21 protein-coding genes are annotated in these 22,525 nt (G+C 63.5%); 17 read left to right on the forward strand and 4 right to left on the reverse strand.

Annotated features, from left to right (window positions below; genetic code table 11):
* The first annotated feature begins 87 nt into the window (after positions 1–87).
* The 6 genes from PSA7680_RS03405 to PSA7680_RS03430 all read left to right on the forward strand — a co-directional run bounded on the left by PSA7680_RS03405 (position 88) and on the right by PSA7680_RS03430 (position 5,012).
* Positions 88–957 (forward strand): arsenate reductase/protein-tyrosine-phosphatase family protein, encoded by an 870-nt coding sequence (locus PSA7680_RS03405; protein ID WP_085867256.1) that lies wholly within the window; start codon positions 88–90, stop codon positions 955–957.
* Positions 954–1,952, forward strand: coding sequence for an ArsJ-associated glyceraldehyde-3-phosphate dehydrogenase (locus PSA7680_RS03410; RefSeq protein WP_085867257.1), 999 nt, complete (start codon positions 954–956; stop codon positions 1,950–1,952). The genes PSA7680_RS03405 and PSA7680_RS03410 overlap by 4 nt, the downstream gene beginning before the upstream one ends.
* Positions 1,949–3,241 carry an organoarsenical effux MFS transporter ArsJ gene (gene arsJ, locus PSA7680_RS03415; RefSeq protein WP_085867258.1) on the forward strand — a complete coding sequence of 431 codons (1,293 nt, stop codon included), beginning with the start codon at positions 1,949–1,951 and terminating at the stop codon, positions 3,239–3,241. The genes PSA7680_RS03410 and arsJ overlap by 4 nt, the downstream gene beginning before the upstream one ends.
* Positions 3,242–3,255: 14 nt before the next feature.
* Positions 3,256–4,263: an ACR3 family arsenite efflux transporter gene (gene arsB / locus PSA7680_RS03420; RefSeq protein WP_085867259.1), complete on the forward strand. Its 1,008-nt coding sequence runs from the start codon at positions 3,256–3,258 to the stop codon at positions 4,261–4,263.
* A 75-nt stretch (positions 4,264–4,338) separates the two neighbouring features.
* Positions 4,339–4,581: a hypothetical protein gene (locus PSA7680_RS03425; protein ID WP_085867260.1), complete on the forward strand. Its 243-nt coding sequence runs from the start codon at positions 4,339–4,341 to the stop codon at positions 4,579–4,581.
* A 224-nt stretch (positions 4,582–4,805) separates the two neighbouring features.
* The gene (locus tag PSA7680_RS03430; RefSeq protein WP_085867261.1) at positions 4,806–5,012 is read left to right on the forward strand and encodes a cold-shock protein; all 207 of its coding nucleotides are present in this window, start codon (positions 4,806–4,808) and stop codon (positions 5,010–5,012) included.
* 233 nt (positions 5,013–5,245) lie between these two features.
* Here the strand turns inward: PSA7680_RS03430 and PSA7680_RS03435 are convergent, their stop codons facing one another.
* Positions 5,246–6,505, reverse strand: a complete 1,260-nt coding sequence (locus PSA7680_RS03435; RefSeq protein ID WP_085867262.1) for an AGE family epimerase/isomerase — start codon at positions 6,503–6,505, stop codon at positions 5,246–5,248.
* Between the two features lie 210 nt (positions 6,506–6,715).
* Here PSA7680_RS03435 and ltnD point away from each other — a divergent pair, with 210 nt between their 5' ends.
* Both ltnD and PSA7680_RS03445 read left to right on the forward strand, forming a co-directional pair.
* Complete coding sequence (gene ltnD / locus PSA7680_RS03440; RefSeq protein WP_085867263.1) at positions 6,716–7,654, forward strand: L-threonate dehydrogenase; 939 nt, start codon at positions 6,716–6,718, stop codon at positions 7,652–7,654.
* Positions 7,651–8,424 (forward strand): hydroxypyruvate isomerase family protein, encoded by a 774-nt coding sequence (locus PSA7680_RS03445; protein WP_085867264.1) that lies wholly within the window; start codon positions 7,651–7,653, stop codon positions 8,422–8,424. Before ltnD ends, PSA7680_RS03445 begins: the two co-directional genes overlap by 4 nt.
* 72 nt (positions 8,425–8,496) lie before the next feature.
* Here PSA7680_RS03445 and PSA7680_RS03450 read toward each other — a convergent pair whose 3' ends face one another.
* On the reverse strand, positions 8,497–9,378 hold the full coding sequence (locus tag PSA7680_RS03450; protein WP_085867265.1) for an endonuclease NucS domain-containing protein: 882 nt from the start codon (positions 9,376–9,378) through the stop codon (positions 8,497–8,499).
* A gap of 74 nt (positions 9,379–9,452) precedes the next feature.
* On the reverse strand, positions 9,453–10,703 hold the full coding sequence (locus PSA7680_RS03455; protein ID WP_085867266.1) for an IS256 family transposase: 1,251 nt from the start codon (positions 10,701–10,703) through the stop codon (positions 9,453–9,455).
* A gap of 439 nt (positions 10,704–11,142) precedes the next feature.
* Here PSA7680_RS03455 and PSA7680_RS03460 point away from each other — a divergent pair, with 439 nt between their 5' ends.
* The 4 genes from PSA7680_RS03460 (at position 11,143) to PSA7680_RS03470 (ending at position 15,496) form a co-directional block, all read left to right on the forward strand.
* Positions 11,143–11,997 (forward strand): hypothetical protein, encoded by an 855-nt coding sequence (locus tag PSA7680_RS03460; protein WP_139838541.1) that lies wholly within the window; start codon positions 11,143–11,145, stop codon positions 11,995–11,997.
* A gap of 203 nt (positions 11,998–12,200) precedes the next feature.
* Positions 12,201–13,595: a metal-dependent hydrolase family protein gene (locus PSA7680_RS03465; protein WP_217808317.1), complete on the forward strand. Its 1,395-nt coding sequence runs from the start codon at positions 12,201–12,203 to the stop codon at positions 13,593–13,595.
* Positions 13,596–13,725: 130 nt separating this feature from the next.
* Entirely contained in the window at positions 13,726–13,872 is a 147-nt protein-coding gene (locus tag PSA7680_RS18690) for a hypothetical protein (protein ID WP_176244072.1), read from the forward strand.
* A 16-nt stretch (positions 13,873–13,888) separates the two neighbouring features.
* Positions 13,889–15,496 (forward strand): HoxN/HupN/NixA family nickel/cobalt transporter, encoded by a 1,608-nt coding sequence (locus PSA7680_RS03470; protein WP_176244073.1) that lies wholly within the window; start codon positions 13,889–13,891, stop codon positions 15,494–15,496.
* Between the two features lie 604 nt (positions 15,497–16,100).
* On the opposite strand, the gene PSA7680_RS03475 is transcribed toward PSA7680_RS03470, so the two are convergent.
* Positions 16,101–16,982, reverse strand: coding sequence for a LysR substrate-binding domain-containing protein (locus PSA7680_RS03475; RefSeq protein WP_085867269.1), 882 nt, complete (start codon positions 16,980–16,982; stop codon positions 16,101–16,103).
* A gap of 132 nt (positions 16,983–17,114) precedes the next feature.
* On the opposite strand from PSA7680_RS03475, the gene PSA7680_RS03480 reads away from it, so the two are divergent.
* The 5 genes from PSA7680_RS03480 to PSA7680_RS03500 all read left to right on the forward strand — a co-directional run bounded on the left by PSA7680_RS03480 (position 17,115) and on the right by PSA7680_RS03500 (position 22,376).
* The gene (locus tag PSA7680_RS03480) at positions 17,115–18,272 is read left to right on the forward strand and encodes an ABC transporter ATP-binding protein (RefSeq protein WP_139838542.1); all 1,158 of its coding nucleotides are present in this window, start codon (positions 17,115–17,117) and stop codon (positions 18,270–18,272) included.
* On the forward strand, positions 18,272–19,189 hold the full coding sequence (locus tag PSA7680_RS03485) for a carbohydrate ABC transporter permease (protein WP_085867271.1): 918 nt from the start codon (positions 18,272–18,274) through the stop codon (positions 19,187–19,189). Before PSA7680_RS03480 ends, PSA7680_RS03485 begins: the two co-directional genes overlap by 1 nt.
* Entirely contained in the window at positions 19,189–20,115 is a 927-nt protein-coding gene (locus PSA7680_RS03490) for a carbohydrate ABC transporter permease (protein WP_085867272.1), read from the forward strand. Before PSA7680_RS03485 ends, PSA7680_RS03490 begins: the two co-directional genes overlap by 1 nt.
* A gap of 111 nt (positions 20,116–20,226) precedes the next feature.
* Positions 20,227–21,483 (forward strand): extracellular solute-binding protein, encoded by a 1,257-nt coding sequence (locus PSA7680_RS03495; protein WP_085867273.1) that lies wholly within the window; start codon positions 20,227–20,229, stop codon positions 21,481–21,483.
* Positions 21,484–21,551: 68 nt separating this feature from the next.
* Positions 21,552–22,376, forward strand: a complete 825-nt coding sequence (locus PSA7680_RS03500; protein ID WP_085867350.1) for a phosphodiesterase — start codon at positions 21,552–21,554, stop codon at positions 22,374–22,376.
* Positions 22,377–22,525 lie beyond the last annotated feature (149 nt).

The following is a 22,525-nucleotide window of genomic DNA, read 5'->3' on the forward strand; positions in this document are numbered from 1 at the left end:
CGGCCAGTTGCCCCCTGCCTTGTGAAACTTCGATGACAGGGCCGTTTTACGGTTGGGCGACCCGCCTATTTCATTTATTCATGAAATATGAATACAGCGATTCCCTCCCGGCTTTCCGCCCTCGGCCACCCGCAGCGCCTTGCGCTGTTCCGGCTGCTCATGCGCCGCTACCCCGACAGGGTGCCGGCGGGTGAGCTGGCGGAGGCGCTCGGGCTGAAGGGGCCCACGCTTTCCGCCTATCTCTCCAGCCTGATGAAGGAAGGGCTCGTCACCCAGGAGCGCATCGGCACCTCGCTGCGCTACAGCCTCGACATGGACGCCGTGCGCCAGACCTTCGACTACCTGCTGCTGGATTGCTGCCGCGGCCGCCCGGAGGCCTGCGCCCCGGTAACGGCAGGAGGCCCCGGCACCGCCTCCCTCGCCGCGCCCCTCGCCGCCCCCATCGACGGCGAGCCCAGGTTCAGGGTCCTCTTCCTCTGCACCGGAAACACCGCCCGCTCGGTCTTCGCCGAGGCGCTGCTGCGCGATCTGGCCGGGGAGCGTTTCGAGGCCCATTCCGCCGGCACGCGGCCCCGCTCGGAGCTCAACCCCCACGCGCTCGCCGTGCTGCGCCGCAACGGGCACGACGTCTCCACCCTGCGCGCCAAATCCGTCGCGGAATACCAACGGCCCGATGCCCCGAGATTCGATTTCGTCTTCACCGTCTGCAACCAGGCCGCCAACGAGGACTGCCCCGCCTGGCTCGGCCAGCCGGTGAGCGCCCACTGGGGCCTGCCGGACCCGGTGAAGGCCGAAGGCAGCGATGCCGAGAAGAGCCTCGCCTTCCAGGAGGCCTACCGGCACCTGCGCGCCCGCATCGAGGCCTTCGCCGCCCTGCCCCTTTCCACCCTCGACAGGATCGCGCTGCAACGCGCGGTCGATGACATCGGTCAAAGCCACCGGGAGATGACGACATGACGACCTACGCACTCAACGGCCTCGGGCGCATCGGCAAGCTGGCGCTGAAACCGCTGCTGGAACGCGGCGCGAAGATCGCCTGGATCAACGATGCCACCGGCGATGCCGCCATGCACGCCCACCTGCTGGAGTTCGACACCGTGCACGGGCGCTGGCAGGCGGCGTTCGCCCATGACGCCGACAGCGTGACCATCGACGGCACCCGCCTGCCTTTCATCGGCACGAAGGATCCCGCCGCGCTGCCGCTCGAAGGCGTGGACGTGGTGATCGACTGCACCGGCGCCTTCAAGACGGAAGCCAGGCTCGCCCCCTATTTCGCGGCCGGCGTGAAGAAGGTGGTGGTGTCCGCCCCGGTGAAGGACGGCGACACGGCCAACATCGTCTACGGCGTCAACGAGGCCACCTATGCGCCGGAGCGCCACCGCATCGTGACGGCGGCCAGTTGCACCACCAACTGCCTCGCGCCGGTGGTGAAGGTGATCCACGAGAACCTCGGCATCCGCCACGGCTCCATCACCACGATCCACGACGTGACCAATACCCAGACCATCGTGGACCGCCCCGCCAAGGATCTGCGTCGCGCCCGCTCCGCGCTCAACTCGCTGATCCCCACCACCACGGGCTCGGCCACCGCGATCACCCTGATCTACCCCGAGCTGAAGGGCCGGCTGAACGGCCACGCCGTGCGGGTGCCGCTGCTCAACGCCTCGCTCACCGACTGCGTGTTCGAGGTGGAGCGCGCCACCAGTGCCGAAGAGGTCAACGCCCTGTTCAAGGCCGCCGCGGAGGGCCCGCTCAAGGGGATTCTCGGCTACGAGGAACGCCCGCTGGTTTCGGCCGACTACACCAACGACACCCGCTCCAGCATCGTGGACGCCCCCTCCACCATGGTCGTCAACGGCACGCAGGTGAAGATCTACGCCTGGTATGACAACGAGATGGGCTATGCCCACCGGCTGGTGGACGTGGCTCTGATGGTGGGGGCCAGCCTGTGACCAGCGCCCCCCAGAGGCCCGAAGGCTTTGCCGCCTACGTGGCGGTGACGGCCGCCTACTGGGCCTTCATGTTCACCGACGGCGCCCTGCGGATGCTGGTGCTGCTGCATTTCCACACGCTGGGCTTCTCGCCGGTGCAGTTGGCCTATCTCTTCGTGCTCTACGAGGTGGCGGGGATGGTCACCAACCTGTCGGCGGGCTGGATCGCGGCGCGCTTCGGGCTGACCAGCACGCTCTACGCCGGGCTCGGGCTCCAGGTGCTGGCGCTGCTGGCGCTGTCGCGGCTCGATCCGGGCTGGGCGGTGGGCGCCTCGGTGGCCTACGTGACGGTCTTGCAGGGCGCGAGCGGCGTGGCCAAGGATCTGGCCAAGATGTCGAGCAAATCCGCCGTCAAACTGCTCGCGCCGCGCGACGGCGGCGGGCTGTTTCGCTGGGTCGCGCTGCTGACGGGCTCCAAGAACGCGGTGAAGGGGCTGGGCTTCCTGCTCGGCGCCGCCCTGCTCGCCACGCTCGGCTTCACGGCCGCCGTGCTGGCGATGGCCGCCGTCCTCGCGGCGATCCTCGTGGCGGTGCTCTTCGCGATGCCGCCGGGCCTGCCGAAGGGGCGCAAGGGGGCGAAGTTCTCGGAGGTCTTCTCGAAATCGGCCAACGTGAACTGGCTCTCGGCGGCGCGGGTCTTCCTCTTCGGCGCGCGCGACGTGTGGTTCGTCGTCGGCATCCCGATCTACTTCTACGCGGTGCTCTCGGACGGCAGCGAGGCGGGCAACCGCGCGGCCTTCTTCACCATCGGCACCTTCATGGCGCTCTGGGTGATCCTCTATGGCGCGGTGCAGGCCGGCGCGCCCCGGCTGCTGAAGGCCGCCGCGCGCGGGGATGCCGAGCTGATCGACGCCGCGCGGCGCTGGGCCTGGGGGCTTGCCGCCGTGCCGGCCGTGCTGACCGCCGCCGCGCTTGCCGCCGACGGACCCGCCCCTTGGCTGACGGCCGCGCTGATCGCGGGCCTGCTGGCCTTCGGCGCCATCTTCGCCGTCAACTCCTCGCTGCACTCCTACCTGATCCTCGCCTTCACGCGGGATGAGCGCGTGACGATGGACGTGGGATTTTACTACATGGCCAACGCCGGCGGGCGGCTCGCGGGCACGCTGCTCTCGGGCCTCACCTACCAGGGCGGCGGGCTTGCGTTGATGCTGGCCACGGCGAGCGTCATGGTCATGGCCTCCACGCTCTGTGTTGCGAGGCTTGCACCCGAGCCCGCCCCGCAGACTGAACGACACCAGAATCACACTTAAAAAGAAGAACACAAATGGGTATTTTCGAACGCTACCTCACGCTCTGGGTCGCCGCCGCCATGCTGTCGGGCATCGCGCTGGGCGCCATCGCACCGGGGCTGGTCGCCGCCATCGCCGCCGCCGAGGTGGCCAGCGTCAACCTCGTGGTGGGGGTGCTGATCTGGGCCATGGTCTACCCGATGATGGTCGGGGTGGATCCGTCGAGCCTTCGGGACGCCCTGAAACAGCCGCGCGGGCTTGCCATCACTCTGGCGGTGAACTGGCTGATCAAGCCCTTCACCATGGCCGCGCTCGCCGTGCTCTTCTTCGAAGGCATCTTCGCCGATCTGATCGCCCCGCAGGATGCGCAGCAGTATATCGCCGGGCTGATCCTGCTGGGCGCGGCCCCCTGCACGGCGATGGTCTTCGTCTGGTCCCAGCTCACGCGCGGCGATGAAAGCTACACGCTCTTGCAGGTGTCGGTGAACGACGTGGTGATGGTCTTTGCCTTCGCCCCGATCGTGGCCTTCCTGCTGGGCGTGACCGACATCACCGTACCCTGGGAGACGCTCGTGCTCTCGGTGATCCTCTTTGTAGCGCTGCCGCTTGCGGCCGGCGTCTGGACGCGCAAGCGGCTGGGCAGCCCTGAACGCATCGCCGCTTTCCAGGGGCAGGTGAAGCCCTATTCCGTGCTCGGACTGATCGCCACCGTGATGATCCTCTTCGGCCTTCAGGGGCAGGTGATCCTGGATCGTCCGCAGGTGATCGTGCTGATCGCGGTGCCGATCCTGATCCAGTCCTACGGGATCTTCGCGCTGGCATACGGCGCCGCCTACGCCCTGAAGGTGCCCCATCGCATCGCTGCACCTTGTGCCCTGATCGGCACATCGAACTTCTTCGAACTGGCCGTGGCCGTGGCGATCAGCCTTTTCGGGCTCAACTCCGGTGCCGCGCTGGCAACGGTGGTGGGCGTTCTGGTGGAAGTGCCGGTGATGCTTTCGCTGGTGGCCTTCGCAAACCGGACACGCCGGAAGTTCACGTAGCGGCGAAGAAAGGTTATTGAGTCGCGCGGAGTCCTCAATACATTTTTCCAAGTATTATCAGGAAAGGTTTCGCGCATGATTTCCCGCATCTTACAAGATCGCCGCTTTGGGCTCACGGCAACCGGCTTCGCCCTCCTTCTTGCTGTTGCCGGCTGCGGCGCCAGCGAAGAAGACGTGCGCGCTGTTTCGACGGCGGCCTCCAGCGCGGTGCTCGCCGCAGAGATCAACGAAGAGGCGAACAAATCGCAGGATTTTGACAAGATCGCCTCCGATACTGTCGCAGGGATGGACACATCTGGCCTTTCGTCGCTGCAATGATCAAAAACCGCCCCGAACAGCAGCCCTCACAGAAGGCGGCATGGAAACCGACTTCTTTGCATCCTTTTTGAACAACGGGCTTGCAACGGCGCCGTCCAGTGCCTAGGTAGAGCGTGTTAAGTTATCTTTTTCGACATTCCTGCTCCTTTTGGCTCAGTGAAACGATCTTGCACTGACTAGCCGCACTGCCGCATCCCGCGGGCAGCACAATTAGGAGAAATACGATGGCCAATGGCACCGTAAAGTGGTTCAACTCGACTAAAGGTTTTGGTTTTATCGCCCCCGAGGGCGGCAGCAAGGACGTGTTCGTGCACATCTCCGCACTGGAACGCGCCGGCCTTACTTCTCTGGAAGACAACCAGAAAATCACCTTTGACATCGAGACCGGACGTGACGGCCGCGAAAGCGCCTCCAACATCGTTCTCGCATAAGCGGCTGCTCCCGCGGGAGCATCAGCTTTAGTCACAAGCGGGCGCATCCCAAGGGGTGCGCCCGTTTTGCGTTTGATGACCACGGCCAGGCCTTGGGAGATATTGCCAGCCTTCACAAGAGCCGATCACCCGCCCTGCCCTCTGGCCGGCGGACTTTCAGCTTCGAGCCTGTCGCAAGTAAAGAACGTCCTGAGCGACCGGATCGCAAGGCCCGGAGCCGCCTGCACCGAGGATCACGCCAGCAGGCCGCGGACCTCGCCGTAAGCGCCAGACAGCCCCGGCAACAACGGCAGCATATCGGCCTGAACGGCATGGTAGATGTCGGGTTTTCCAGCGAACTGCGTCTGCGGCGCAATCCCGCCTTCCGCGACTTCCGGGAACCAGCCGCCGCGTTCATGATCGATGAACGCGAGGCTCGCGAAACGCCAGAGGCGGCGATACCACTCTTCATCCTCCGTCACCCCGGGCGTGGCCTTCTGAAGCGCGGCCATGGCGCCGATCGCCTCCGTCACCGGCCACCAGTAGCGGGCGCGGATGTCGGGCGCGCCACCGGGCTTCAGCGTGTAGTAGAGCCCGCCGCTCTCGGCATCCCAGGCATCCTGCGCCGCGCGGTAGGCCACGTTGCGGGCGATCTCGGGGCTGCCATCCTCGGGCCGCCCGGCCAGATCCCAGTATTGCAGCAGCAGCCGCGCGAGTTCGAAGGAATGCCCCGGCGTCGTGCCCGCGGGGCGGAACATCGGATCCCCCGCGTAGCCTGCGTCGATCCGCCAGTCGGCGTCGTAGTGCTCGGGAAGGCGCCAGTCGTGTTCGGGTGCGATCCGGCGCATGAAGAAATCGAGGATGCGCCCGGCGCGCTCAAGGAACTTCTCGCGCCCCGTCGCCTCGAAGGCCGCGAGCAGCGCCTCGACGCCGTGCATGTTCGCGTTCATCCCGCGGTAGCTGGAGAAGGGCGTGAAATCCCGGTTGTATTCATCGCAGAAGAGGCCGTTGTCCTCTTCCCAGAAATGGGCGTCGAGGATGCCGTCCACGTCGGCCAGCAGCCTGTCGGCCTCCGGGTGGCCGGCGGCCTTCGCGCTCGCGGCGGCCAACAGCACGAAGACATGGCCATAGGCCAGCTTGCGCGCATCGACGGGCGCATCGCCCTCCAACGCCCAGAGGTAGCCGCCGTGATCGGCGTCCCGGTGGTGGGACCACAGGTAGGCCATGCCGCGGTCCACGATCTCTTCCGCATGCGCGACGCCCGCGAGGTGGCCGAGCGCATAGACATGGGTCAGACGCGTGGTGGTGTGCAGCTCCTGCTTGCCCGTGGGCAGCGGCGTGCCGTCGGCCGCCAGCACGTGGAAACCGGGCCCCTCTCCGAGGCTCGCCCGGAAGAAATCGAACTGGCGCAGCGCGTCGGCGGCAAGGAAGGCGCGGTGCGACTCCGTCGCGCGCCAGGGCGTGTCGGAGGCCTCCGGGCCGGGGGCAACATGGGGGCTCTGCAGGTCTGGCATGGGTCACCTCGGGGTCTGGCATTGGGCTTGGGGAAGGCACCCTGCCGCAGCGGCAAGGGTTGGCTCCGTTACCGCTACCAGCGCGCGGCTCCCCGGGCAATGGCAAAGCGCGCCGGGCCGGCAGGTTGCGATTGCCCTTCCCTCCCAAGCCGCTAGGGTATCGGTGAAAGCGCCCCCTCTGCGGCGGCGCGGAAGCGGAGGGAGGGCCACATGGCACGGAATATCGCGGTGATCGGGCTGGGCTCGATGGGCTACGGGATCGCGCAGTCGATCCTTTCGGCGGGGCACAGCACGTGGGGCGCCGACATCAACCCCGCGCAGGCCGAGAGGTTTCGCGCCGAGGGCGGCCAGCCCGGAGCGCTGGCCGAGGCAGCCGGAACGCTCGACGCCGTAGTGGTGGTGGTGCTCAACGCGGCGCAGACCGAGAGCGTGCTCTTCGGCGAGGCCGGGATCGTACCCGCGCTGAAACCCGGCGCCGTGGTCATCGCCTGTGCGACCGTGCCCCCTGACTTCGCCCGCGAGATCGAGGCGCGCTGCGCCGAGACCGGCGTGCTCTACCTCGATGCCCCGATCTCCGGTGGCGCGGTGAAGGCGGCGCAGGGCCAGCTTTCGGTCATGGCCTCGGGGCGGCCCGAGGCCTTCGCGGCCGCCCGCCCGGCGCTGGACGCGATGGCGCAGACCGTCTTCGAGCTGGGCGATGCGGCGGGGGCGGGCAGCGCCATGAAGGCGGTGAACCAGCTTCTGGCCGGGGTGCATATCGCCACCATGGCCGAGGCGCTGACCTTCGGCATGACGCAAGGGGTCAGCCCGGAGACATTCATGGAGGTGATCCCGCAATGTGCCGGCACCAGCTGGATGCTGGAAAACCGCGCTCCCCATATCGTGGCGGGCGACTACACTCCCCATTCGGCGGTGAACATCTGGCCCAAGGATCTTGGCATCGTGCTCGACATCGCCCGCGGCGCTCGGTTCAGCGCCCCCGTCACGGCGGCCGCGCTCCAGCAGTTCCTGGCCGCCGCCGGCATGGGGCTCGGCGGCGAAGATGACGCCGCCGTGGCCAAGGTCTATGCCCGCAACGCCGGATTGACCCTGCCCGGCGAGGACGCGGGCAAGGCGGGCGCCGGCAAGGGCGACGGAGGCAAGCCATGACGCGTTTCTCCGCCAACCTCGGCTTCCTCTGGGCCGATCGCCCCCTGCCCGAAGCCATCCGTGCCGCCCATGCCGCCGGCTTCGCGGCGGTGGAGTGCCACTGGCCCTATGACGAGGACCGCGGCGCCATCGCCGCGGCGCTGGCGGATACCGGCCTGCCGATGCTGGGGCTGAACACGCGGCGCGGCGACGTGGCCGGCGGCGAGAACGGGCTTTCCGCCCTGCCCGGCCGCGCGCCCGACGCCCGCGCCGCCATCGACGAGGCGCTGGACTGGGCCGTGGGGCTCGGCGTGCCCAACATCCACGTCATGGCCGGATTCGCCGCCGGGCCGGCCGCCGAGGCCGCCTTTCGCGACTCCCTCGCCTACGCCTGCGCGCAGGCCGCGCCTCACGGCGTCACCATCCTGATCGAGCCGCTCAACGGCTATGACGCGCCCGGATACTTCCTGAACAGCGCCACGCAGGCCGCCGCGCTGATCGACGATCTCGGCCTCGCCAACCTGAAGCTGATGTTCGACTGCTACCACGTCCAGCTCACCGAGGGCGATCTGACCCACCGGCTGGCGGCGCTGAAACCGATCATCGGCCACATCCAGTTCGCCGGCGTGCCCGCGCGCGGCCGCCCCGACGAAGGCGAAGTGAACTACCGCCACGTCTTCGCGCAGATCGCCGCCATGGGCTACACCGCCCCGCTGGGGGCCGAATACAAACCCGGCGGCGACACCGACGCCACCCTCGGCTGGATGCAGGATCTCGCCATCAAGGGGTGACGCGCGGCCAGAGGCGCCACCCTTACTCGGGCAAGGCGCCTCGGTGCACCGTCCCCTTTGTCGCCATCGGGATCAGACGACGCGCGTCAGTTGCATCGGCCACGCAATTTCATAGGCTTCGATCCCTTCGGCTCGCGCCAGAGCGCGCGCGGATTCGGAGATCCTTTCGGCAACAAGGACACCCGACAGGGCGCCATTGGCAAAGTCATCCCGCCTGCCGAGGGCGCGCAGGTACCCAGCCACCTGTCTCACGGCATCCGGCGTGGCCTCTGCGCGCTTCAATTCAATGACGAGCGTATCACCGGAATGCCGGTCCCGCGCCAGAATGTCGATCCGCCGTGACGTATGCCCACCGTCTACGGGAAACTCGTCCCGAACATCACGGTAGCGGTCAGCCCATGGCGTCTGCGCCCAGCCCGAAAGCAGGGTGTGCTGGATGACATATTCCGTCGTGAAACCCTTGGCGTGCCGCGGCGCGCGGTTCAAGGCAAGCACCCCGTGGTCGAACCCCGCCACTTCGGTCAACGTGGGGAGCACGCGCTCCCTTGCAACCACGAGGTGGCCCGACGTCCGGTTGCGCCGTTCGAAGACGAACGGAATTCCTTTCGCTTCGAACTGCGCAAGGTATTTGCCGTTGAAGACGGCTTGCCCGTAGTCCCCGCGCGCGGGGCGGAAGGAATCGATCGCGACGGACCACTGCAGATCCGGCGAGGGGGAAAACCCGAGATAGACGACGCCGCGTGGGTTGGGCCAACGGGCTTTGCGAAGCGGGTGATCCGAGCGGATCATCCAGTCAAGACCACAGGCGAGCGCCGTGCTGATCAATTCATCGACGGCCGGAGTCAACCGCCAGTTCCGGGCGACATAGGCTTCGCCATACTGCCGGACCAGAAGTCCATGTGCATGCTCTTCGACGTGAATCCCGTTGGAATAGCTCTTGTGGGTAGTCGCCATCTGAAATCCGCAAGGGAATGAATGCACTGAATGATCGGATTCCGAGCTATGCCCGAAAGTTGGTGACGGTCTGATCAGGCGGCTTGGTGAAGTTGCTTGATCCCGTCCTTGAACTCAACCCCTTGGACGATTTCGGGCATGCGGTTGGCACCGTCGAGCTTTCGCCATCTGGCCTGCGCTGACATCATCAACTTGAACGCCATGGCGAGTCCGGTTTTCCGGCTCAGGCAGCCCTTGGTCTTGCCGGTGCGGTGGCGGACGTTAGCAAAGGTGCTCTCGATGGGGTTGCTCGTTCTGATATGCTTCCAATGCTCGGCCGGGAAGTCGTAGAAGGCGAGCAGGACGTCGCGGTCCTTGACCAGCTTGGCAACCGCCTTGTCGTATTTCACGCCGTAGGTTTCGACGAAGAAGTCGAAAGCTGCTTCTGCCTCGGTCTTGGTCTCGGCCTGCCAGATGTCATGCAGGTGGCCCTTGGCCTTGGCCTGCACGGATTTGGGCATGGCGTTCAGCACATTGCCGGTTTTGTGGACCCAGCAGCGTTGTTCACGCGCGCTGCCGAACACCTCCCGTAAGGCGGCCCAGAACCCCAGGGCGCCATCGCCGATGGCAAGATCGGGCGCATGGGCCATGCCGCGCCGTTTGAGGTCGAGCAGCAACTCGCGCCAGCTTTGGGTGCTCTCCCGATAGCCGTCGGTGAGGCCCAGAACCTCCTTGCGGCCCCATTCATCAGCCCCGATCAGCACCAGAACGCATTGTTTTTCCTCAGCCACGCGCGGCTGGAAGTAGACGCCATCGGCCCAGACATAGACAAACCGCCGGGCGCTGAGATCGCGACGTTGCCAGCGTTCGCAATCCGTCGACCAGTCCGCTTTCAACCGCGAGATGGTGGTCGATGACAGCCCTGCCGCATTCGGGCCCAGCAGCGCCGCAAGGGCCTCCTGGAAGTCGCCCGTGGAAATGCCCTTAAGATAGAGCCAGGGCAGCAGTTCCTCGACCGATCTCGCCTTGCGCAGATAGGGTGGCAGGATCGAGGAAGCGAACCGGATCTTCTCGCCGGTTTCACCCCGGTCCCGCTCCCGCGGCACTTTCACAGGCACCGGGCCGATGCCGGTCATCACCTCGCGCTCCGGCAGATGGCCATGGCGCACCAGGCGCGCCCGTCCATCCTCGGCTTTCTCGTCAGCATAGGCGGCAAGCAATGTATTCAGTTCGGCTTCAATAGCCTCCTCGATCAACCGCCGTGCTCCGGATCGAAGCACCTCGGTCAGCGGATCAGGCGAAAACCCGGATGGATCAGGAAGCTGGGTGATGGTAGTCTCTGACATGTGGCATATCCTTTTCTCAGCAGAGAATTGCGGCGCGTGAACAACGCCATGATATGCCGCCCCTCAGGGCCATCACCAACTTTCAGCTATAACTCCGCCGGTGCCCGGCTATGGGTGAAGGCCGGCTTTGGATAGCCGTGTCCAATTAAAACCCATCAATAGGACCATTATCACAGCCAAGGTCGTCGAAACGGATTTGAGTATGGTGGCCGAACTGGCAGCATAGACCAATGGAACAGAAACCTCCGGCCAGATCGGCAGAAAATCTGTCAACGGTCGAGGACGCGTTGGGTAGCACATCATCCCTCATGATCCCTCATCAGAGTACGGAAATTATTGCAGGTTGAAATTTGAGCTTTGGGCTTGCCTCATGCCGGAGTGTCAGCGCGTGTCGAAAGGCTGACGAGATCGGAACCAACGCAAGATGGGGAACAGCCGAGTGGACACCGTCGAAATCAAATCCTTGTATCGAGCCTCGGGCACATCGCTTGCGCCGAAGCTGCGCAGATTGTCTGCAATGGCAGCTCTCTTTGCAGCCACCATTGCACCACCTGCCAAAGCTCAGGAAGACCTTAGCGAGATCAACAACGGAACAAATCCAACGCTGCTCACGACGCAGTTTGGGCTTCAGTATCAGTTCAACCAGATCAATTCCGACCTGAACACCGGTCTGTTCGAGGCCTTCTATACGCAGCCTTTTGGTGAGGGTGGGAAACGGGCGTTCCGGATCACCGTCCCCGGATCGGACAGCCCGTTCAACGCAAACCCCATCTTCGGCGGAAAGCCAGGGGTTGAATTCACGCTGGGCGACATCAGCGTTACCTACATTGACGTTTTTTACCTTACTGAGAAAAACGGGGCCGCTTTCACTTTTGAACTGTTCCTGGACACAGCAGAAACCGAAGCCGCCGGCTATGGGCAATTTGCCGGTGAAACCTCGGCCTTCTACGCGTGGTTTCTCAGCAACGGAGCAATTTTCGCCCCGGCCTGGGTTCAGACATTCGGACTGGAGGGCGGAAATGATCAAGGTCAGAATGTGAACACGACCACGATCGACTTCTACTATGTTCCCAAGCTAAAAAATCCGCGTTTTTACCTGACCTTCGACCCGGCCATCATCCACGATTGGGAAACGGACGAGACCTTCGGCAGCCTGCAGGTGACCGCGGGCATGCTGACGGGCAAGGCATTTGGCGGCGATGGTCAAGTGTTCATCAAGCCTGGCATTCTGTTCGGTGGCGACAGACCGGCAGAGTGGTCTGTCCAGGTCGGATACAAGGTGCTGAACTTCTGATGCGGGGCGATTCGCTGTTGACTTCTTGGGTCTGCTCACGCCCTCATGTGACTGAAGATTTCAGTGCCGCGGGAGCACAAGAAAGCCCAGCGGGTCCACTTACCGCGATCCGCAGATTTTGAAAACCCAGGCTGCGCACCCAAAAACAGTTTTGCGCGACCAAAACCAAATTCATTCATCGCTTGAAAATGAGGATGTATATCATGACCAACAGAACGCTCACCTATCTGCTCTGCACGACACTCGCCGCGACTCCGGTCAGCGTTCTGGCGCATGAGGCCAATCATGAGGTCGTCCCGGCCGGTGTCGTCGGTGAAATTGAAACCACCAACGTAAAGATGAAATTCGACAATGTCCTGATCAGGGGCGCACAGGTCTTCAACGGATGCGACGAAGAACTCGCGGATGTTGACGTTCTGGTTTCCGGTCAGTTGATCTCCGCCATTGGTTCCGATCTTGAGGCACCCGAAGGCGCTTTCGAGATCGATGCCGAGGGCTACACTCTCATCCCCGGCCTGATCGACGCGCATTGGCATGGGGTCTTTGCCGAAGCGACGATCGCGCAACTGGCCCTGACGGGCGAGGGCTACTGGAACCTTCTGGCCGCCAAGGCCCAGAACAACGCGCTGTCGCGCGGGTTCACAACAGTGCGCGACGTGGCCGGACCGATGTTCGACATCGCGCGCGCAACGAACGAGGGGCTGATCGACGGGCCGCGGGTGTTCCCTTCTGGGCCAGCCTTGTCAATCACCGCCGGCCACCAGGATTTCCGGATTACGCGGGACGTGCCAACTCCCCTGGGTGAGTTGCACTCTTTTGAAGAGGGCAACATGTTCTATCTCGCGGATGGCGTTCCGGCAGTTCTGAAACGCGTCAGGGAAAACCTGATGCAGGGGGCCACCCATATCAAATTGATGGCGGGTGGCGGCGTGACTTCGTCTTATGACCCGATCCACGTCATCCAGTTCACCGACGAGGAATTCCAGGCCGCTGTCGAAGCCACCGAAGCCTGGGGCACCTATGTGACGACCCATGCGATCAATGATGAAGCGGTCCGGCATTCGATCGAGAATGGCGCGCGCAGCGTCGAGCACGGCCACATGGCCACTCGTGAGACCCTGCAAATGATGAAAGACAAGGGCGTCTGGCTCAGCATGCAGCCCTTCCTTGACGACCAAGATGCGCCGGCTCTGAACGAGTTCCAGAAAGCCAAGTACAAGTTTGTCACCGACGGCACCGACTTCGTCTACAAGACCGCCAAGGAACTGGGCCTGAAGATCGCCTTCGGCACCGATACGCTGTTCAGCGCGGACCTTGCGAAGCGCCAAGGTGCTGTCTTGGCCAAGATGGAACGTTGGTTCACGCCGTATGAAACGCTGAAAATGGCGACCTGCGACAATGCCGAACTCTTGAAGATGTCGGAAAAGGTCACGCCCTATCCGCTCGGGCCGCTCGGCGTGATCGAGGAAGGCGCCTATGCGGACATGATCCTCGTCAACGGTAATCCTCTGGAGGATCTGCAGTTGATCAGCGATGCCAAGGCGAACTTCGGCATGATCATGAAGGACGGCACCATCTACAAGTTCGACATGGAGTGACCGGTCATGCGTGGCCGAAAGCTGACTACCTTTGCTTTCGTCCTCGCGGCTTCGGTCGCGGGGGCGCGGGACGCCCCCCGGTCCAATCATCATAATACACGCAAATGTCCTTGACGGGTTGTCCGCGGAGATGATCGACGTCACCAGTTTCGTCACCGACGGAGACCTGATCATGGTTGTCGTCAACCCTCTCGAGGATTTGAGACTGGCCGCCAACCCGTGGGAAAACATTGATCTGATCATGATGAACAGCGTCAACTTCAAGAACGCGGTGTGACATGGAAAGGCCTGCTATGGACGCGCAACAAGTCATCACCTTTTTCGGGTATATGGTGCTTTTGCTGTTGCTTGCGCTGGGGCTGCACCCTTCGACCGCGCTGGCCGATGAGCCCCCGCATGTGGTCTGGGATGATCTGGCGCCGTCAACGGCGCCTTACGACGATCCGTTCCTCGAGATGTCCTACCAGCAGAAGGATGACCTGCGAACGATCCTGGATGCCGCGCGCCGCGTGGATGATGCCGAACTCGGCCAGCGGGCACAGGAGGCACGAGTGCGGCTGCGCGACCAAGGCTATGACGCAGATGAGCTTTTGACCCAGCGCCTTGTGGTGATGGAGAAACGGCGCGAAGAGGCGACCGGCGTAACCGGGCAGTATCTCGGGCGCGAAGTTTCGCTTGATGGATACGTCCTGCCGCTGCGCGGGGATAACGGGCGCGTATTCAGTTTTCTGCTGGTGCCGTGGGTGGGGGCCTGCATTCACACGCCGCCACCGCCGCCCAACCAGATGGTTCGTGTCGATGTACCCGAAGGCATTGAAATAGACGAAGCGTTTCACGCAATTCGGCTGCGTGGCGTTCTGGAACATGAACCGTCTGTCAGCAATCTGTTCCTCGTCGACGGGCAGAGGATGGTCGAGGCATCCTACTCATTGAAAGAGGCACAGGTTTGGGGGGTGCCTGGGGAAATCAAAGCGTCTGCCGCTGCGCCTGTTCAGGGCAATATCGTGGCCCGAACCCAGGCCTGGATCAGCAATCTCTTCACGACATCAATGACGTCGATGGATCAGGGCAAGTCGCTGGCGACGGTAGCGTTCGCTCTTCTTGTCGCGTTTCTTTATGGGGTCCTGCACACGCTTGGGCCGGGGCACGGCAAGGCCGTCGTGATTTCCTATTTCGTCGGTGAAGGGGGTAGCCTGCGCCGCGGTGTCGGGATGGGGGTTCGCATCGCCATCGTACACGTGTTCTCGGCCGTTGCGGCTGTATTCCTGCTCGACCTTGCGATCCGGCAAACCACCGGCGGTGCACCATCCGATTACAGGCTCATCCGGCTGAGCAGCTATGCGCTGATCATTGCCATTGGCCTTTGGATGCTTTGGAAAAGCCTTCGGACAATTCATGACCTCCGAAGAACGGCCTCGGCGACCCATGAACACGGGTCGCATCACAGGCACCCGCATGACGACAATACCCTCAGCGGCTGCGCTGCCTGCGCAATTGCCGAAAAATCGTCCAGCCGATCTGACGGATGGCTTGCTACTGCAGTGGGCATTGTGCCTTGTACCGGCGCGCTGATCGTAATGCTGTTCGGGTTTGCAAATGACCTTGTATTGCCTGCGATCGCCATGGTGGCCGCGATTTCGCTGGGCATGGCGATTTCCATGTCTCTGATCGGCGTCGCGGCCATCTGGGGGCGCGCGAAGGTTGCGCAGCGGATCGGTGCGAATGCAGCCACCCACCAACGCTTTGAAAGCGTTGCCCAAGTCGCCGGTGCGACCTGCGTGACCGTGGTCGGAGTACTTTTGTTCGTCACATCTTGGAACACGCCCGTTCAACCGCTTGCATCCCAGAAGGACGAGGTCGGGGAATCACAGGGAACGACTTTATCGGCTCTTTGGGATTGAAAGCCGAGAAGGCCTTTCTGGGTGTGCCTTGTACGCATTATCTCTGGGCAGGACGGACCACAGGTCGCGGGAGTGAAGGTCCCCTTTTGCGATCTCATCTGTTACACGCTGCACGGCCGCGAATTCACACTTTCCGCCCACTTCGACTTCCGGAAGTTCTCGATGAGATCTGCCGCTGACATGCGCGCCACCCCGCACAACCACACCGCCTTCGGGTGTCTCTGTTCGCCTCGGTGGCGGCTGAACCCACCTCAACTGCGGCGCAATCCGTTTTCGCCAAGCCCCTGAAAAGGTGAAGAATTATTGATCCGCCTCGATCTGGGTGAAGGCGGGTGAAAAGAGACGCCGGGCGTACAGAGACCGATTTCGGGCCAGAGGCCAGTCTCCAAAAGTCGGATGGCCCCGCTAAACCCCTTTGAAACAAAAGGAAAAAAGGCCCACGCTGGGGCCTCGTCTCGGGTTCGCGAATGGTTTGTGGCGGAGAGAACGGGCCCAGGGTCGAACCTCCTCCATTTCCTGCCGGGAGCCGGGTAGCGGTTGTCCGTCCCGCAAGAACCTCCGTCGAATTTCCCACCTGACGGCGCCGGTGCGCGGACCAATCCCATCAGGTTTGCCGATCGCAATTGTCCAGCGCCATGTGCACGAAGGTTTCGATCAGCCGCAGGTCCGCGCGATCACGCGGGACCACCAGAGCGGTTTCAAACCGCGCGGTCAGGTCGGTGATCGGACGCATGATCAGACCTTCACTCGAAACCGTGCTGTCTTCGAGAAAGATGCCGACGCCAACCCCATGCAGGACGGCCTCTTTCATCAGCGGAAAGCTGCTCACGGTCATGCTTCGGGCAACATCCAGCCCAAGCTCGGCCAGCTTGGCACATACCACGCGCCGGGTGAGTGAACCGGGTTCGGGCAAGAGCAACCGCCGCTCGAGGATCCGGGCAAGGGCCAGACCGGGTTCATCGGCGAGCGGATCGCCGCGCTGCAAATAGGCAACATAGCGGGGCCGTTCGAGCACATGGGTGTTCCAGTCACCCGCGCCTTCGGGGTTGGTGATCACCCCGATATCCACCCGGCGTTCGCGCACGAGCCGCATGGCACTGGTCCAGTCCCTGAGTGTGAAATCGAACTGAACCTCCGGGAAGGCAGTCGAGAAGGCCCCGATCAGGCGCAGGGCCGGCAAAGGCGCGTTGGCGACGATTTCCAGCCGCCCGGCGGCCAGATCGCGTTGGCGTTCGATCTTCTCGGCGATCCGCTGGTCGAGGACCAGCAACTGATCCGCAAGCGCATGCAAAGCACGCCCTGCCGCCGTCAGCTCCGGCCCGCCGCGCCCCCGCCGCAGGAGTTTTTCGCCGATCTCCCGCTCGAGTTTGTGCACATGCTGGGTTACCGCGGACTGGCTGATACCCATCGCCCGGGCCGCGCCGGAAAAGCTGCCCTCTCGCACGATCTGTGCAAATGCCAGAAAAGAGCGGTGATAGCGATCCATCAAAGCCCGGTTCGTTAGTGGCGCATGGCGACCTGCCCCTCTGTAGGCGCCATAAGTAACACTAATATTGCGTCACGGCGGCGACACAACGAATCGCTATTGCGGGGCATGTCACCTTGGGGGGTACGCGACATGGCCGGCATCGAACTTCGGCAGATCAGCAAGAGCTTTGGCGACACCCTGGTGTTGCCCCGGATCGGGATCGACATAAGACCGGGCGAGTTTCTGACCCTGGTCGGGCCGTCGGGTTGCGGAAAGTCCACCCTTTTGCGCATTCTTGCCGGGCTTGAACAGCCCGATGAAGGCTCGGTGCATATCGACGGGCAGGACATGACCGCAGTGCCCCCGGCACGGCGCAACCTTGCGATGGTTTTCCAGTCCTACGCGCTTTATCCGCACCTCACTGTGGCACAGAACATGATGACGCCGCTGATCCTGCGCGACCTTTCTGCCCGCGAACGCTTGCCCGTGATTGGACCGCTCCTGTCGCGCGGCAAACGGCGCGAGATCGCCACGCGCGTGCATGAGGCCGCAGAAACCCTGCAGATCGAACATCTGCTCGGGCGCAAACCCGGACAGCTCTCAGGCGGGCAGCGTCAGCGCGTGGCGCTGGGGCGGGCAATGGTGCGCGCGCCCAAGGCCTTCTTGATGGACGAGCCCTTGTCGAACCTGGACGCGGCGCTCAGGGTGCATATGCGCGCCGAACTCAGCCAGTTGCACCGCCGCCTCGGCACCACCTTCATCTATGTCACCCATGACCAGACCGAGGCGCTGACCATGTCGGACCGGATGGCGGTGATGAAGGAGGGGCGCATCCTGCAACTGGGCACGCCCGACGACATCTACCGCGATCCCGACACTCTCGATGTGGCGCGTTTCATCGGCTCGCCGCGGATCAACCTCATGGCCGGCGAAATCGTCGCGGGCGGTGCGGTCACGGTTATGGGCCATCGGCTCGGGCTTGCCCTGCCGGGGCCAACCGGGCCGGTGCAGATCGGCCTGCGCCCCGAACATCTGCATCCCGAACCCGGAGGGCCGGTCGAGGGGCAGGTGCTGCATCTCGAAAACCTCGGCTCGGAGGTGCATGTGCATCTGGGCGTCAGCGAGCAGGAAGAACCACTGATCGCCCGGGTCTCGCCCGATGAAGCTCACGATCTGGTCCTTGGTGCATCGGCAACGTTCGGCATCGATCCGGCCCGCGTGCTGGTCTTTAACCCCGACGGCAGCCGACGCCGCGCCCTCGCGCCGGCCCCTGCGCCGGCCCCCGCATCCGTCCGGGAAACCGCCTGATGCCCGGCCGTTACGCGCACCTTTGGTTCATCGGCCCGGCTCTGGTGTTGATGCTGGCCATCCTTGTCCTGCCGATCCTGGTCGCCTTCGGGCTGTCGTTTACCGATTATGGGCTGGGCAACGGCCAGACCGATTTTGTCGGGCTCGACAATTACACCGCCATTTTCCACAAGCGCAGTTTCGCCAAGATGTTCGGGGCTACTTTCCGCTATGTGCTGGTGGTGGCGCCGGTGAGTGTGGCGCTCGGCCTTGGCGCGGCCCTGATGGTCAATTCGCTCGGACGGATCGGCGAGATTTACAAGACGATCTATTTCCTGCCCGTGATGGCCGCGCTCATTGCCATGGCGATCGTCTGGGAACTGGCGCTGCATCCCGAGCTTGGCGTGGTCAACCGGCTACTCGCCACCGGCTGCGGCTCGCCGCTCGAGCTTTGGCCATGGTATGCGCAGGGCTGCACCGATGGTTTTCCCTTCTGGCTGAATGACAAGCGCTATGCGATCTGGACCGTCGCTTTCATCGGTGTCTGGCAGGCTTTCGGCTTCAACATGGTGCTCTATCTGGCGGGACTTACCTCGGTGCCGCGCGATCTCTACCATGCCGCCGAGATGGATGGGGCGATGAGCAGCTGGGAGCGATTCCGGCTGGTGACATGGCCCGCGCTGGGGCCGACAACCGTGTTTGTCGTGACGATCACGCTGATCCGCTCGTTTCAGGTCTTTGACACGGTCGAAGCTTTCTACCCCACCGGCGGCGGCCCGTCGAAATCGGCCTATGTGATGATGTTCGCCATTTACGAGAAAGGCATCCAGCAAAACCTGCTGGGCCTCGGAGCGGCGCTGACCATGGTCTTTCTCGGTTTCGTGATGATCCTGACCCTGGCGCAACGCTGGCTGGTCGAACGCAGGGTGCACTACTGATGGCTGACACGTCTCTTGCCGCCGCGGCGGCCCCCGCCTTCCGGTTCTCTGCAACCGAAACGCTCAAGCATGTCGTGCTCGTGCTCGGGGCCATCATCGTGCTCTTGCCCTTTTACGTGATGATCAGCTTCGCGATGAAAAGCCCGGCCGAGATCATGCAGCAGACGGGCGGATTTTTTGGCACGCAGGCTGCTTTCGTCGATCACTACTGCGTCAAGCTCGGCAACCCCGAGAGCGCCTGCATGGTGAACCCGATCGCCTACAATTTCACCCAGGCCTTCACCAAGGCCCCGCTCCTGCGCTACCTGCTCAATGGCGTGATCGTGACCGCTTCGATCTTTTTCATCCAGGTCATCGTCGCGATGCCCGCGGCCTATGCGCTGGCCAAGCTGCGCTTTTGGGGGCGCGAGGCGGTGTTTGGCCTCGTCTTGTTCGGCCTTCTGATCCCCGTGCATGCCATTGCGCTGCCGCTCTACGTGATGCTGGCCAAGCTGGGGCTGACCAATACCTACGCCGCGCTCATCATCCCCTGGACGATATCGGTGTTCGGCATCTTCCTGATGCGCCAGTTCTTCATGACCGTGCCCGACGATCTGATCGATGCGGCCCGGATGGACGGGATGAGCGAGTTTTCGATCATCTGGAAGGTAATGCTGCCCACCGCGATTCCGGCGCTTCTGGCCTTTGCGATCTTTTCGGTGGTGGCGCATTGGAACGATTACTTCTGGCCGCGCATCGTCATCACAGGCGCGCGCGATCTGTTCACCCCGCCCTTGGGCCTGCGCGAATTCAAGGGCGATATCGATGGCAACAACTACGGACCGATGATGGCCTCGGCGCTGGTGATCGTCACGCCGCTGATCGCCGCGTTCCTTGTCGCCCAACGCCGCTTCATCGAGGGGATCACGCTCTCGGGCATGAAATGAAGCGGGGCGCGCCCACACTGGCCGCGCCCCGGTCACCGCAATCCCGCCACGGGATCAACCGGGCCCGCCGTTTGCCGACACCGGGCCCATCAGCAACCTGGAGGACAAAACATGAAAACCGCATTTGCCGCAACCGCCTTCGCGCTTGTCGCGGGCGCCGCCATGGCAGGCGACAAGGTGATCGTCGAGTTTGGCTATCCCTACAGCCACCTCTTCGATGTCACCTACGAGAAGATTCTGCCGAAGTTCTACGCTCAATACCCCGACATCGAGATCAAGATGCGGGCCACATATGAGAGCTATGAAGACGGCACCAACACGATCCTGCGCGAAGCCACCGCCGGCACCCTGCCCGACGTGACCATGCAGGGCCTCAACCGGCAAGCAATCCTGGTGGAAAAGGGGATTGCCAAGCCGCTTGATGGCTTCATCGCCGCCGAAGCCGATTTTGCCAAGGACGGCTACCACAAGGCGATGCTCGATCTGGGCACCTTCGATGATACCGTCTATGGCCTGCCCTTCTCGGTGTCGCTGCCGGTGGGCTATTACAACATGGACCTGTTGGCCAAGGCCGGGATCACCTCCGAAGACCAGCTGCCCAGGACCTGGGACGAGGTCACGGCAATGTGCGGCAAACTTTCCGATGCCGGGGTGAAAACGCCGATGTTCTGGGGCTGGAACATCACCGGCAACTGGTTCCTGCAAGCCCTGATGTGGAGCCAGGACAAGCCCACCGTGATCGGCAACGATTTCCAGATCGACACGCCCGAAGGCCTGAAATCGCTGGAGACCATGCACAAGCTGTTTCGCGCCTGCGACATGCCGAACTACGACGTGAAGACCGCGATCAACAGCTTTGCCGCCGGCGATGTGGCGATGTTCTACTGGTCGACCTCGGCCGTGGGCACGGTTGAGCGCACCAAGGCCGATTTCGCCTTCGCCACCCATGAATTCCCCGGCTTCGAAGCCTCGGGGCCGAAGGGCCTTCCTGCTGGCGGCAACGCGGCGATGTTCGTGTCCACCTCCGACGATCCGGCGGTGCGCGATGCGGCCTGGAAATGGCTGAAATTCATCACCTCCGGCGAAGGTGCCGCCGAAGTGGCCCGCACCACCGGCTACATGCCGCCGAACAAGGCCGCCAACGAGATCATCCTCAAGGATTTCTACGCTCAGAACCCGACCAAGGCGACCGCCGTACGCCAACTGCCGCTCTTGCGCGAGTGGCAGGCCTACCCGGGCAAGAACGGCCTCGCCGTGACGCAGGTCATCTATGACTACCTCGAAGGCATCGTCACCGGCGAATACGATGACATGGCCGCTGTTCAGGAAGAAATGAACGACGAAGTGCAGGCGCTCCTGCCGAAGTAAGGCTGCCGCCATGCAATCCTGCCGCGCCCGCCTCGGTGGGCGCGGATTTCCCCAAAGGGCTCTGCTCCATGAAACTCCTGCAAATGACCGACATCCATCTTACCGCCCCCGATCAGACCATCGGCGGGCGCGATCCGTGGCAAAACTTCAACGCCGCGCTCGACCATGCCCTTGCAAACCATCCTGACGCCGAGGCCATATTCATCACCGGCGATCTTTCCGACTGGGGCGAAACGGACGACTACCGCCGCCTTGCCGAGCGCATCGAAGCCCTGCCCCTGCCCGTGCATCTGTGCATCGGCAATCACGACGACCGCGAGACGTTCCTTGGCACCTTCCCCGAGGCCGCCGACGAAAACGGCCATGTGCAAAAGGTCGTTCCCCTCAGCCTCGGTCACGCCGTGCTGCTCGATACATGGGGCCCCGAAAGCCATGCCGGGCATTTTTGCCGTGACCGCGCCCGCTGGCTGGCCGATCGGCTGGCCGAACTGCCCGGCCCGGTCTGGTTGTTCCTGCACCACAACCCGGTGCCCACCGGCATCGGACCGATGGACGAGATCATGCTGCTCGATGCCGACAGGCTCGCCGATGCCATCGCCCGCCACAAGGGCAAGATCGCGCACATCTTCCACGGCCATTGCCACATTCCGCTCTCGGGCCATTTCCGCGGCATCCCCTTTTCCGCCCCGCGCGGCACCAACCATGCCGGCTGGCCCAATTTCGGGGCCGAGCGCTTGCTGGCTGCCTCCGACCTGCCGCAATCCTATGGCGTGATCCTTGTCGCGCCGGAGGGCACGATGGTCCACATGATCGAATTCGGCTACCAGGGCGAGATCCGCGAAGAAGGCTCGCCCCACTACGCCGATTGGGACAGGGCAACCATGGTCCGCTGAAATCCCCCACGATGGTCAGCACCACCCCAGGAACCGCCGCGATCAGCCTCCTGCCCCGCTCCTGCAAACAGCCGACAGAGGGGGAGATGCTCAGACTGGCCAGGGCTGGCACCCGCAGCCGGCGCCCATAGGCGCCGGTCCAGGTGGCG

This window comes from Pseudoruegeria aquimaris, assembly GCF_900172235.1.
GTDB classification, from domain to species: domain Bacteria; phylum Pseudomonadota; class Alphaproteobacteria; order Rhodobacterales; family Rhodobacteraceae; genus Pseudoruegeria; species Pseudoruegeria aquimaris.